Source organism: Mesorhizobium sp. (assembly GCF_017306585.1).
In the GTDB taxonomy this organism is placed as follows: domain Bacteria; phylum Pseudomonadota; class Alphaproteobacteria; order Rhizobiales; family Rhizobiaceae; genus Mesorhizobium.
In genome coordinates, this window is the sequence record NZ_JAFKIC010000171.1 from 1 (window position 1) to 12333 (window position 12333).

Below are 12333 nucleotides of genomic sequence, written 5' to 3' on the forward strand. Positions count from 1 at the left end.
CAATTACGACCGCCTCGTCGCCGCCGGCAAACCACCCAAGAAGGCCATCACCGCCATCATGCGAAAGATAATCGTCCTCGCCAACGCATTGCTCAGGGACCGCAGAAAATGGACCCCATCACTTCCTTGACAATCACGGATACTCTAGCCTGAAAACGCAAAGCCCGCCCGGTTTCCCGGGCGGGTCTGTCGTTGAAGACCTCGAAATCGCGTTTATTTCGCGGGGATGGTCAGTGTCGCGCCCGGCATGAGCCGGTGCGGTCTCTGGCCCTTGTTGGCCTCATAGATGAGTTTCCACTTGGTCGCGTCGCCATAGGCCTTCTTGGCCAGGTCCCAATAGGTGTCGCCGGTCACGATGACATGGCTGCCGGTGGCCGGTGCGGCTTCCGCCGGCTTTGCCGGTTCGGCTGGTGCCGGAGCCGGTTCGGCAGGTTTTGCGGGTTCCGCCGGGGCGGGAGCGGCCGGCGCTGGGGCCGTCTCGGCGGGCTTTGCCGGCTCGGCGGGAGGAGCCGGCGGGGGAGGCGCGTTCTCAGTCGATATGGCCGGCGGCGTGTTGGCGATGTCGCCCGAATTGGCCGGCAGTTCGGGCATTGCGGGTGCTGCATCGGCGGGTTTCGCCGGCTCAGCCGGCTTGGCGGCTTCGGCCGGCGCCGGAGTGGCTGGCGCGGGCTCTGCCGGCTTTGTCGGTTCAGCGGGTTTGGCCGGTTCGGCTGCCGGGGCAGCGGGCGCCGCCGCGGCGGTCGCGGCGATCTCGGTGATACGGCCATCGAGTTTCGGCGTGTAGGGACGGTGCGCGCCGAGATAGTCGGCCAGGACCTGTTCCAGACCCGGGCCGTAATCATAGGCGTTCTTGGCCTTTTCCGCGAAGACCTTATAGCCGTCGCCGCCCTGGCGGACGTAGTTGTTGGTGGCGACCAGATAGTCCTTGTCGGGATTGATCGGGGTCCAGGCGCCGTTCTCCATCACCTCGACCGATTTCACCCGGCCGGCATTCGGAGCGACCGACTTGTCGAAGGAATATTTGAGGCCGGCGACCTGCGGGAAGCGGCCGGCGCCGTCCTCGATCTGGCTAAGCCCGCCCTCGAGTGCGGTAACAAGGTCCTTGCCTGATATCTGGAAGGTGGCCAGCGTGTTCTGGAACGGCAGCACCGTCAGCACCTCGCCCATGGTGACGGTGCCCTTGTCGATCGAGGCGCGCAGGCCGCCGCCATTGGAGATGACGATCTCGACGCCCTGTCCCTTGACGCGGTCGAGTATGGCGTCGGAGACGAGGTTGCCCATCGCGCATTCGCGGACGCGGCAGTTCTCGCGGCTGCCGTCGATGACATCGGTGGTCTCGGCCACCTCCTTGTTCTTCAAAGCTTCGATCGGCGCGCCGAGTTCCTTGATGCGGGCGAGCACGGCAGGATCGGGCGTGATCGACTTGTCGAGATAGATCGGGTCGCCGCTGGCCGACTTGACGTTGCCATTGTCGTCGAACACCACCTTGAACTCGCCGAGATATTTCGAATAGGACGCCGCCTGCACCACCGGCACCTTGTAGCCGCCGGGGTTGTCGACCATCGTCGGGTAGGGGCCGAGAGCCTTGGGATCGGTGTTGGACAGAAGCGTGTGGCTGTGGCCGCCGACCACCACGTCGATGCCGGGGATCTTGGCAATGACGTCGCGCTCCCTGTTGTAGCCGATATGCGTGACGGCGATGATCTTGTTGATGCCTTGCGCCTTGAGCTTCTCGACCTCGGCCGTGATCGACTTGACATCGTCGGCGATGGCGATGTTGGGGCCGGGGGAAGCCAGTTCGGGCGTGTCGTTGGTGACGGCGCCGATGATACCGATCTTCTGTCCGCCGACTTCGACGACGATCGACGGCTTGATCTTGCCCGCAGCGCCGGACTTCTCATTGGGCACGACATTGGCGCTGACAACGGGGAATTTCGCCTTGTCGAGGAACGGCACCAGCGCGCTCTCGCCGTCGTCGAATTCGTGATTGCCGAGCGTCACCGCGTCGGGCTTGATCTGGTTGAGGAAGTCCTCCTCCACGGAGCCCTTGTAGGTAGTGTAGAACAACGAGCCCTGGAAGCTGTCGCCGGCATTGAGCAGCAGCACGTTCTGGCCTTCGAGCTTCTTGCGCTCCTGGGCGATCGCCGTGATCAGGCGGCCGGCGCCGCCGATGCATTCGCCCTTGGTCTCCTCGTCGGCCGAACAGGTCGATTCGTATTTGTTGTTGCCCTCGATACGGCTGTGCCAATCGTTGAAATGCAGAATGTTCAGTGTGTAGTCGGCAAAGGATGCGCCGGCCGACAGTGCAAGCGTCGACGCGGACAGAGCGGCAATGGCGACAAGCTTCTTCATCTTCGTCTCCCGGGAGCTGACAGGACGTGTCTAGCGTCCTTGCTTGACCTCGATATAACAGCCGGTGTCTCGGCCATGTTCCCATCGTGTCCGGGCAGAGGCAAGCGGAAATGCCACCGCATCGGCGGCGGCAAAGGCCGGGTGTTCGTAAGGTTAAAAGCCGGAGGTTTGCCGGCGCAAAAAAGGGCAGCGGCCAGGTGGCCGCCGCCCCTCACAAAGCAGATGCAAGCAGGTCAGGCGCGTCGCGTCAGCACGAAGTTCTGGCCGGACGAGGAGGTGCAGTTCAACTGGCTGGTGGACACCAGCAGGCAGTTGAAGCTGACCGGCGTCTGGCGGATCAACGACGTGCCGTTGATTTCCACCGAAGTCGGGCCGGTCATCGTGTAGCTGCCGTCCGAAAGCTTCTGGCCGGTGTCCGTGGCAACGGTGGTGAACTTGCCACCGGCGAAGGTCGAAAGGCCGGTGCCCTTGGCATCGATCCACGAGCCCTCGACACCCTTGGGCGTGTTGGGGGTGACCGGTGGCTGGTCGGGACCGCCGGTCGTGCAGGCAGCGAGCACAACGGCAAGAGCGCCGGCCATGCTCATCGAAAGAACTTTGCGCGCAATAGTCATCTGAAATCCTCTCCAAACGCGTCGGCCCGAAATGGGGTTCGATTCCGGAAGCACGACGCGAACGTCCACAAATGCTGGAAGCGGTTTCACGTTCCAACGGGACGTAGGAAACCGCTCCAGGCCGCATCCTTCAATCGCCCGATTTCCGGGCGATTGCAAGGCAATGGCGTATGGTGCCGGCGATGCTATCGCACGAGGATGTTGCGGAATTGCCACGGATCGCTGCGGTCCAGGTCCTCGGGGAAGAGGCCCGGGCGGCGGTCGAGCGGCGTCCAGTCGGTGTAATAGCCCTTGACCGGGCCGAGATAGGGCGACTGCACTTCCAGGCAGCGCTTGTAGTCCATCTCGTCGGCCTCGACGATGCCGGCGGCCGGATTCTCCAGAGCCCAGACCATGCCGGCCAGAACCGCCGAGGTGACCTGCATGCCGGTGGCGTTCTGATAGGGCGCCAGCTTGCGAGCCTCGGCCAGCGACAGCTGCGAGCCATACCAGTAGGCGTTCTTGTCGTGGCCGTAGAGCAGCACGCCGAGTTCGTCGACGCCGTCGACCAGTTCGTTCTCGTCAAGCACGTGGTGCACGGGCTGCGGCTTGCCGGCGGCGCCGAACATCTCGTCCAGCGACAACATCGCGTCGTTGCTGGGATGGTAGGCGTAGTGGCAGGTCGGGCGGTATTGCACCTTGCCCTTCTTGGAGCGGACGGTGAAGAAATCGGCGATCGAGATCGCCTCGTTATGCGTCACCAGCAGGCCGTATTGCGCGCCCGGCGTCGGGCACCAGGAGCGCACGCGCGTGTTGGCGCCGGGCTGCTCCAGATAGATGGCGGCCTTGGAGCCATGCTTGTGCTTCTTGGCGTTCTTCGGCATCCAGGTCTCATGCGTGCCCCAGCCGAGTTCGGCGGGCTGCAGCCCCTCGGATATGAAGCCCTCGACCGACCAGGTGTTCCAGAACACCTCCATCGGCTTCGGCTTTTTGGTGCGCTGGGTGTCGCGCTCGGCGATGTGGATGCCCTTGACGCCGGCCTTCTTCATCAGCTTGGCCCAGCCCTCACGGTCTTCCTGCGCGGGCTCGGAGAATTCAAGGCCGAGATCGGTGGCGAGGTTGACCAGCGCCTGCTTGACGAACCACGAGACCATGCCGGGATTGGCGCCGCAGGTGGAGACGGCGGTGGCGCCGCCCGGCTTGTCGTGCTTTTCCTTGATCATGGCTTCGCGCAGCGCGTAGTTGGTGCGGCTGGCATTGTCGGCCTTGGCGTCGAAGTAGAAGCCGAGCCAGGGTTCGACGACGGTGTCGATGTAGAGCACGCCGAGCTTGCGGCAGAGCCGCATCAGGTCCACCGAGCCGGTATCGACCGACAGGTTGACGCAAAAGCCCTGGCCGCCGCCATTGGTCAGCAGCGGCGTCAGAAGCTTCTTGTAGTTCTTCTCGGTCACCGCTTCCTGGACGAAGGCGATGCCGCGCTCGTCGAGCAGCTTGCGGTCGGTATCGCGCGGGTCGAGAACCGTCATGCGCGACTTGTCGAACTTGAAATGGCGCTCGATGAGGGGCAGCGTTCCGCGACCGATCGAACCGAAGCCGATCATCACCACGGGGCCGGTGATCTCACCATAAACGGGCCAGTTTTCATTCGCCATTTTATCGAGCACTCCTTCAGAAACATACAAAAGCTGGGCAGGCATAGGCAAAAACCGGGTGTTTTCGCCAACGGCCAAGCGCTACATCACAGATCATTGTCATAAACCAGCGAAAAGCGCCAATCCGCGACTACGCGTCCCTGGCGATGTGGTTAAGGACCGACACCAGCCGGTCCCGGTCGGATGTCATACCCTTGTAGTCGAGCTGGGCCGTATCGAGCGCTTCGAGCTGGGCGGCGAAGGATACGGCCAGCGCCGCCCGGTCGGGATGCCGCTCGAGCACGGCGAGCGGGTCGAGATGGATGCGGATGGTGAACAGGATGTCGCGCGAGGACTGCAATTTGCGCAGCGTCTGCCGTTCGACGCGGATGAAGGCGTGCGCCTTGACGTCGCCGTCGGGGAAGCGTGACGGCCGGTTGGTGGCGCGGTCGATGCGCTCGACATTGGACAAGGGATGATAGAGCGCATCGTCGGCCTGGATGGACCAGTTGTAGCGCTCGACAGCTTGCCCCTGCAGGCCGTCGAACATGCGGCTGATCAGCTCGGCTGGCCGGGTGCCGGGGCCGAAGCCGGGCACGGGCTCGTGGATGCGCTGCAGCGGCTTACCGAACTTTTCGGTGAGCGACCAGGACGAGGGAAAACACAGCGACCCCGCGGCAAGCCGCCAGCCGCTGTCGTCGCGACGCATCAGGATCAGGTCTTCCTGGACGAGCAGCGAAGCTTCGACGAGAGGCGCTTCGGTGAGGGCGGAGGGCAGCGCGGGATGGTTGGCGACATCAACAAGCCCGATGCCGGCATCGGTGCGCCGATAGGTGTCGGGAAACTTTTCCGGCAGATATGCCACGAGCAAATCGAGCACTTCGCGCTGGGCGCCCCGCGTGCCGTCCTCTTCGACGAAAACCCTCTCGGGAATTTCACTGTAGAGCCGGCGTTTCTCGGCCAGATAGGGCGCAAGGTGATGGTCGACCTCCATCCAGGCCGCGGGATCGAGCGGCTTCAGTCCAATGGTGAAGAGCTTCGAGGAGCCGTCATAGGGCGTATGGGTGGGCAAGGGCGTCATGCTTCAGACCAGCTTGGCGGGGATCAGGCCGCGCAGTGAATTGCCGACGAACACCGCCTTGGCGGACTTGAGGTCGTCGTAGCTGTAGATTGCTTCCTCGGCCCGGCCTTCATCCAGAAGCTTGCCGCGCAATACGCCAGGCAGCAGGCCGCAATCGAGCCGGGGCGTCACCAGCACCCCGTCGCCGAAATCGGCGAAGATGTTGGTGATCGTGCCTTCGCAGATTTCGCCGCGCTCATTGGCCAGGATCACCTCGTCGGCCTGGGTGACGAGATATTCGGCGCGGGCATGGGTGTAGAGTTGCCGCCGACTGGTCTTGTGGCGCAGCAGCGTGTTGTTTGAATCGAGCCTCGCGTGAGCTTGCCGCAGCACCCAGACCTTATCGGCGGCGAGCGGTTCGTAGGGTTGCGCCGAGGCAGCCACGTCGCCGTTGCGCGCCAGCGCGAGCCGCGCGCGCATGGCCGTCCGGGAGCCGTCGACGGCTTTTCCCAGCGCCTCGCCGATCTTGCCGGGATCATGACGGAAGCCCAGTTCGGCAGCCGAGCCATAAAGGCGCGCAAGATGGCGATCGAAGCGCAGGAAGCCGGTCTCCGGCTCCCAGCGCATGGTCTCGATCAACTCGAAATCGGCGGTGTCCCCGTCGCGAAGCGGGCCTTGAGCAGACACTCCTGATACTCCTCCTGCGCCACCGAATCGAAGACGATGCCACCACCGACATTGTAGACGGCCTCACCGCTCGAAAAGAGCGAGATGGTGCGGATCGCCACCGAAAAGCGCATGGTGCCGCCGGGCGCGATCCAGCCGATGGCGCCGCAATAGACGTCGCGCGGCGTTCCCTCCAGGTCGTGCAGGATTTCCATGGCGCGGATTTTCGGCGCGCCGGTGATCGAGCCGCAGGGAAACAGCGCGGAAAAAATCTGGCGTATGCCGAGCCCCGGCAGCAGCTTCGCCCTGACGTCGCTGACCATCTGGTGAACGGTCGGATAGGTCTCGATGCGGAACAACTCCGGCACCTCCAGCGTGCCGACCTCGCTGATCAGCGAGATGTCGTTGCGCAGCAGGTCGACGATCATCCGGTTCTCGGCCTGGTTCTTCTCGTCATTGCGCAGAAAAGTCTTCTGCCGCGCGTCCTCGGCCTTCGTCGCCCCGCGCGGCGCCGTGCCCTTCATCGGGTGCGTCTCGATCGTGCCCTGGGCATCGACCTCGAAGAAGAGTTCGGGCGAGCGCGACAGCACGATCGGATCGCCGAGCGCGACGAGCGCGCCATATTTCACCGGCTGGCGTTCGGTCAGCGCATCGAAGGCGGCAAGCGGGTCGCCTGACCATTGCGCCTTCACCGGGAAGGTCAGATTGCCCTGGTAGCAATCGCCTTGCCTGATGTGCTGGTGCAGCCGCGAGAAGCGTTTGTCGTAATCCTCGAAGGACCAGGCCGCCTTCGCATCGAAGATCGGACCGTTGGTCGCGGGAGAGCGCGGCGGCACCGCTTCCTCGACCGGGGCATCGAAGACGCCGAGGCAGACAAGCGGAACGCGGCGCCCGTCCGGCAGCAAGGGAACGAGCTTCGGTTCGAGCAGGTAACCCGCCTCATAGGAGAAATAGCCGGCAAGCCATTTTCCGGCGTCATGCGCGGCCTGCGCGGCCTCCAGTGCCGGCAGGAAATCCCTGGCCTCATGCGCCACGATGATGTCGCCCGGCCGGTCGAAGACGAGCTGTCGCGCGCTTTCGTCATTGCGGAAAATTGCGGCGGGCAGGGACATGGGTACCAGGATCGATGAAGCCGTCGATCGCTCTATATGGGGGGCGTGCCGCGCGCAATCGAGGGAACGGCACCTTGCCCCTCAAAGCCGACCTGCCGGGCCTTCCCGGCCAAAAACAAAACCGGCGGGCCTTTGGCGCCGCCGGTTTGTCAGTCTGCCGCCAGCGGTCAAGTATTGCTGGAGGTGCCGGCCGACGGAAACTGTTTGGCGAACTCCGCCTCGTTGCCGGCGGCCAGCAGCTTGGCTTGCTCGACCCAGCGCTCGCGCTCGACGCGGCCGCCGAACTGCAAGGCGTGCTCGATGCGTTCGATGTCGGCGGCGGTCCAGGCGGCGATCTGGGCGAAGGTGGTTACGCCTTGTCCCTTGAGCAGCTTCTCGTTGACCGGGCCGATGCCGATCAGCCGGCGCAGATTGTCGGGCTTGGCGGCGGCGGCTTTGGCCGCAGGCGCGGCGCTCGTCTTGGCGGCTGCCTTGGGCGCCGCCTTTGTGGCGGGCTTGCTCGCGGCAGGCTTTGCCGGCGCGGGTTTGGCAGCGGCCGGCTTGGCGGCGGCTTTTGCCGCGGGTGCCTTGGCGGGGGCTGGCTTCGCCGGCGCGGATTTGGCCGTCGGGCCTGCCGACACCAGAGCCGCCGGAGGCTGGCTGGCGGGCTTTGCCGAAGCGGAGCCGGCAGCTGCCTGCGCGTCGCGCAACTGGCGCTCGAGGTCGGCGCGGGTCTTGCCGCAGGCATTGAGCTCGCCGGTCAGGCGGTCGCTGTCGGCGCGCAGCCGGTCGCGTTCGCTGCGGGTGCGGTCGAGGTCGCCACGCAGGCTGTCGAGCTCACCGCGCAGGCGGCCCCAGATGAACCAGCCAACCAACACACCTACAAGGAACGCCAGGAGCATGTAGAAAAAAGTGCCCATTGTCTCTCTCCAGTCAGATCCGTCTGCCGTGGGTCAAGACCTTCGGCGAAGGACTACTCGATGATGGTTCCGCTGATGAACGGAACAGCCGGCTTCGGTTCGAGCGGTCGGCGATCGGCTTTGCTTGCCCATGGCCAACGGCCGTTGTCGCGTTCGCCTGAGCGTCACGGCCGACCGGGACTTTCCCTCGCCGATCCGCATGCGCTCCGGCTGAGCTTGAGGGCGGAGGCTATCATAGAGCCTGTGGAAAGCTATGGGAAAACGTGCGTCGAGAGTTCTTCAAGAACAGATATTTAGGTCAGGAAATAGAGCCGCCATTCATGCATTCCGGCTAAACTGTTCTTCACGGGCGCGAGAGGTCTCAACCGTCGAGCGTTTCCAGTTCGTCGATGAGGCCGCTGATCACGCCCAGTCCGATCTGCCAGAAAGCCGGATCGGTGGCGTCGAGGCCGAAGGGCGCCAGAAGCTGCGAATGATGTTTGGTGCCGCCGGCGCGCAGCATCCCGAAATACTTGTCCTGGAAGCCGCGCTCGGCGTTCTGGTAGACGGCGTAGAGCGAGTTCACCAGGCAGTCGCCGAAAGCATAGGCATAGACGTAGAAGGGCGAATGGATGAAGTGCGGGATGTAGGTCCAGAACACCTCGTAGCCTTCGCGCAGCTTGATCGCAGGTCCGAGGCTTTCAGCCTGCACCTCGAGCCAGAACTGGCCGAGCCGGTCGGATGTCAGTTCGCCATTGCGGCGTTCGGCATGTACCTTGCGCTCGAACTCGTAGAAGGCGATCTGGCGCACGACGGTGTTGATCATGTCCTCGACCTTCTGGGCAAGCATAGCCTTGCGCTCGCGCCTGTCGGTGGTCCGTTCGAGCAGCGAGCGGAAGGTCAGCATCTCGCCGAAGACGGAAGCCGTCTCGGCCAGCGTCAGCGGCGTCGAGGCCATCAGCGCGCCCTGGCCGGCGGCCAGCACCTGGTGCACGCCGTGCCCGAGTTCATGCGCGAGCGTCATCACGTCGCGCGGCTTGCCCATGTAGTTGAGCAACACGTAGGGGTGCGCCGACGGCACCGTCGGATGGGCGAATGCGCCGGGCGACTTGCCGGGACGCACCGGAGCGTCGATCCAGTTGCGGTCGAAGAAGGTGCGCGCGATCTCGGCCATTTCGGGCGAGAAGCTCTGGTAGGCCGACAGTACGGTGTTCCTGGCCTCGTCCCAGCCGATCACCGCCTGCGGCGTTTCGGGCAGCGGTGCGTTGCGGTCCCAGTGGTTCATCACATCCATGCCCAGCCACCGCGCCTTCATCGCGTAATAGCGATGCGACAGGCGCGGATAGGCCTCGCGCACCGCGGTGGCGAGCGCATCGACCACGCCGCGCTCGACGCGGTTGGCCAGATGGCGTGAATCGGCGATGTCCTCGAAGCCGCGCCAGCGGTCGGAAATCTCCTTGTCCTTGGCCAGCGTGTTGGTGATCAGCGTGAAGGTGCGCAAATTCCCGCGGAAGGTCTGGGCAAGCGCTTCGGAGGCGCGGCGGCGTACCTCGCCATCGGCATCCTGCAGGCGGTTGAGCGCCGGCTCCAGCGTCAGTTCCTCGCCATCGACGTCGAAGCGCAGGTCGGTCATGGTCTCGTCGAACAGGCGGTTCCAGGCGCCGCGCCCGGTGATCGACTTTTCGTGAAAAAGCTGCTCGACGCGGTCCTCGAGCTGGTAGGGCTTATCCATCCTGAGGTCGAGCACCCAGGGCCGGTAGTGGCCGAACGCGGCGTCGCCGGCCAGCGCGCCTTCGATCGCGGCGTCGTCGATGAGATTGAGTTCGAGCGCGAAGAACAGGAGATGCGCGCTGGCGTCGGTCATCTTCTCCTGGATGTCGCCATAGAGCTTGGCGCGCTGCGGATCGGCGGTGTTGCCGGCATAGACCAGGCCTTCATAGGAGACGATGCGGCCTATCAGTTCCTCCAGCTTCTCATAAGCGACCAGCGCCTCGCCCAGCCGGCCCGCGCCGCCGCGTCCGGCTTCGGCGGCGAGCGTGCCCTTCCAGCGGGCTTCGAAGGCGATCGCGTCGGCCGCGGCCCTGGCGATGTCGCGCTTCAGTTCCGGCGCGTCCATGCCGGCATAAAGATCAGCCAGGTTCCATTCCGGCAGATCGCCAAGCTCGGACGCGCCGTGACCGGACGCGGGTGCCGCAAGCCGCTGACCAAACATCATGCGCATGGACGTACCTTCTGTGAATCACTGGGGAAAGGAGAAGCCGGTCAAATCCTAAGGAATTCGTTCACCGGGTTTTTTGAAACCTTATTTAGAACCCTGTGCCAAGATGATCCATGGGGATTTCGGGCGCGGGCAAGTCAAGACAGTCATGACAGGTTCCATACTCATAGTCGATGACGATCCCGTGCAGCGCCGGCTGCTCGAGGCGGCGGTGACGCGGTTCGGCCACACCGCGATCGTCACCGACGGCGGCGCGGCCGGGTTGGACGTGCTCGACGGGCCTAACGCCCGTGACGTCTCGGTGGTCATTCTCGACCTGGCGATGCCCGGTATCGATGGCATCGGCGTTCTGAAGGCGATGCGCGAGCGCGGGATCGACGTGCCGGTCATCGTTCAGACCGCGCAGGGCGGCATCGAAACGGTGGTGTCGGCGATGCGCCATGGCGCGTTCGATTTCGTGGTCAAGCCGGCGTCGCCCGACAGGCTGCAGGCTTCGATCGCGAACGCGCTCAAGGTCGAGGCGGTGGAGGGCGAGGTCAAGCGCACCTCGCGCAAGCGTGGCGGGCAGCTGACGTTCAGGGACCTTATCACGCACAGCCACGCGATGGATCGGGTGATCCGGCTCGGCCAGAAAGCGGCGGCTTCCAACATCCCGATCCTGATCGAAGGCGAGTCCGGTGTCGGCAAGGAACTGGTGGCGCGCGCCATCCAGGGCAGCGGCGACCGCCGCGCCAAGCCTTTCGTCACCGTCAATTGCGGCGCCATCCCCGACAATCTGGTCGAATCCATCCTGTTCGGCCACGAGAAGGGTTCGTTCACCGGCGCTACCGACAAGCACACGGGCAAATTCGTCGAGGCGCATTCGGGCACACTGTTCCTGGACGAGATCGGTGACCTGCCGCTCGACGTCCAGGTGAAGCTTTTGCGCGCCGTGCAGGAGGGCGAGGTCGATCCCGTGGGCGGCCGCTCGACCGTCAAGGTCGACATCCGCCTGATTTCGGCGACGCACCGCAATCTTCTGCAGCAGGTCAAGGACGGGAAATTCCGCGAGGATCTGTTCTATCGACTGAACGTCTATCCGATCTTCGTGCCGCCGCTGCGCGACCGCCGCGACGACATTCCGCATCTGGTGACGCATTTCATGGAGAAGGTGGCGCCCGCCGACCCGCGCCATCGCCTGCAAGGCATTTCTCCGGCTGCTCTCGCCGTGCTGCAGGCCTATGACTGGCCGGGCAACATAAGGCAGCTCGAAAACGCCGTCTTCCGCGCCTCGGTTCTTTGCGAAGGCGATGTGCTCGGTGTCGACGACTTTCCGCAGATCCGGGCGCAGGTCGAAGGCACCGTCAATCTCGAAGCCGAGGACGCGGCCCCTCATTTCTCTCCGCCTTCCGCGCCACGCGAAGAGGACGTGACCGAGGAAGATGCGTCCCCTGCCGCCGCCGATCGGCCAGCCCTCCTGCAGCCCCGTTTCGGCACGCTGCGGGCGCTCGACGAACGCGGTAATGTGCGCGCGCTAGCCGACGTCGAACTGGAGATGATCAAGCTCGCGATCGACCACTATAACGGCCAGATGAGCGAAGTGGCCCGGCGTCTGGGCATCGGCCGTTCGACGCTCTACCGCAAGCTCAAGGAATACGGCATCGATCCGGAGACCGGCCGTGTCGACAGGTTGGCCTCCTGACCCGTCCATCCGGTTGAAAAGCCGGATTTTTCTCCATTCGGGCCGGATATCGCAAGGCCGGGACCAGCTTGTGCTGCCATGATTGCCTTCCATGCGGCGTCGCGGCGGGATTGTGGCGGCCCGTGGGCGGTACGGACGGGGT

The 12333-nt window shown here is 64.4% G+C and carries 9 protein-coding genes and 1 pseudogene; 2 read left to right on the top strand and 8 right to left on the bottom strand.

All coding sequences use genetic code 11. From position 1 onward, the window contains the following. Positions 1 to 130 (top strand): annotated as a pseudogene (locus J0I79_RS20185) (IS110 family transposase); the annotation flags it as partial. An 83-nt stretch (positions 131 to 213) separates the two neighbouring features. Here J0I79_RS20185 and J0I79_RS20190 read toward each other — a convergent pair. The 8 genes from J0I79_RS20190 to J0I79_RS20225 form a co-directional block, all read right to left on the bottom strand. Next, on the bottom strand, positions 214 to 2352 hold the full coding sequence (locus J0I79_RS20190; RefSeq protein WP_292862856.1) for a 5'-nucleotidase C-terminal domain-containing protein: 2139 nt from the start codon (positions 2350 to 2352) through the stop codon (positions 214 to 216). Between the two features lie 233 nt (positions 2353 to 2585). Beyond that, the gene (locus tag J0I79_RS20195; protein WP_292862859.1) at positions 2586 to 2966 is read right to left on the bottom strand and encodes a hypothetical protein; all 381 of its coding nucleotides are present in this window, start codon (positions 2964 to 2966) and stop codon (positions 2586 to 2588) included. Positions 2967 to 3151: 185 nt separating this feature from the next. Further along, complete coding sequence (locus J0I79_RS20200) at positions 3152 to 4597, bottom strand: homospermidine synthase (protein WP_292862862.1); 1446 nt, start codon at positions 4595 to 4597, stop codon at positions 3152 to 3154. 130 nt (positions 4598 to 4727) lie between these two features. Continuing rightward, a complete protein-coding gene (locus tag J0I79_RS20205) occupies positions 4728 to 5657 on the bottom strand; it encodes a DUF3445 domain-containing protein (RefSeq protein ID WP_292862865.1) in 930 nt (309 codons plus the stop codon). 3 nt (positions 5658 to 5660) lie between these two features. Continuing rightward, the gene (locus J0I79_RS20210) at positions 5661 to 6323 is read right to left on the bottom strand and encodes an aminotransferase class IV family protein (protein ID WP_292862868.1); all 663 of its coding nucleotides are present in this window, start codon (positions 6321 to 6323) and stop codon (positions 5661 to 5663) included. After that, positions 6272 to 7414, bottom strand: coding sequence for an aminodeoxychorismate synthase component I (locus tag J0I79_RS20215; RefSeq protein WP_292862871.1), 1143 nt, complete (start codon positions 7412 to 7414; stop codon positions 6272 to 6274). The genes J0I79_RS20210 and J0I79_RS20215 overlap by 52 nt, the downstream gene beginning before the upstream one ends. 167 nt (positions 7415 to 7581) lie before the next feature. Continuing rightward, positions 7582 to 8313, bottom strand: coding sequence for a proton-conducting membrane transporter (locus tag J0I79_RS20220; RefSeq protein WP_292862874.1), 732 nt, complete (start codon positions 8311 to 8313; stop codon positions 7582 to 7584). A 361-nt stretch (positions 8314 to 8674) separates the two neighbouring features. Then, complete coding sequence (locus J0I79_RS20225; protein WP_292862877.1) at positions 8675 to 10513, bottom strand: M3 family oligoendopeptidase; 1839 nt, start codon at positions 10511 to 10513, stop codon at positions 8675 to 8677. A gap of 145 nt (positions 10514 to 10658) precedes the next feature. Here J0I79_RS20225 and J0I79_RS20230 point away from each other — a divergent pair, with 145 nt between their 5' ends. Continuing rightward, positions 10659 to 12191 (top strand): sigma-54 dependent transcriptional regulator, encoded by a 1533-nt coding sequence (locus J0I79_RS20230; RefSeq protein WP_292862880.1) that lies wholly within the window; start codon positions 10659 to 10661, stop codon positions 12189 to 12191. The last annotated feature ends 142 nt before the right edge of the window (positions 12192 to 12333 follow it).

Bases quoted from the DNA above. Each gene is read 5' to 3' on its own strand.
- J0I79_RS20190 (WP_292862856.1), bottom strand. From the start codon at position 2,352: ATGAAGAAGCTTGTCGCCATTGCCGCTCTGTCCGCGTCGACGCTTGCA.
- J0I79_RS20195 (WP_292862859.1), bottom strand. From the start codon at position 2,966: ATGACTATTGCGCGCAAAGTTCTTTCGATGAGCATGGCCGGCGCTCTT.
- J0I79_RS20200 (WP_292862862.1), bottom strand. From the start codon at position 4,597: ATGGCGAATGAAAACTGGCCCGTTTATGGTGAGATCACCGGCCCCGTG.
- J0I79_RS20205 (WP_292862865.1), bottom strand. From the start codon at position 5,657: ATGACGCCCTTGCCCACCCATACGCCCTATGACGGCTCCTCGAAGCTC.
- J0I79_RS20215 (WP_292862871.1), bottom strand. From the start codon at position 7,414: ATGTCCCTGCCCGCCGCAATTTTCCGCAATGACGAAAGCGCGCGACAG.
- J0I79_RS20220 (WP_292862874.1), bottom strand. From the start codon at position 8,313: ATGGGCACTTTTTTCTACATGCTCCTGGCGTTCCTTGTAGGTGTGTTG.
- J0I79_RS20225 (WP_292862877.1), bottom strand. From the start codon at position 10,513: ATGCGCATGATGTTTGGTCAGCGGCTTGCGGCACCCGCGTCCGGTCAC.
- J0I79_RS20230 (WP_292862880.1), top strand. From the start codon at position 10,659: ATGACAGGTTCCATACTCATAGTCGATGACGATCCCGTGCAGCGCCGG.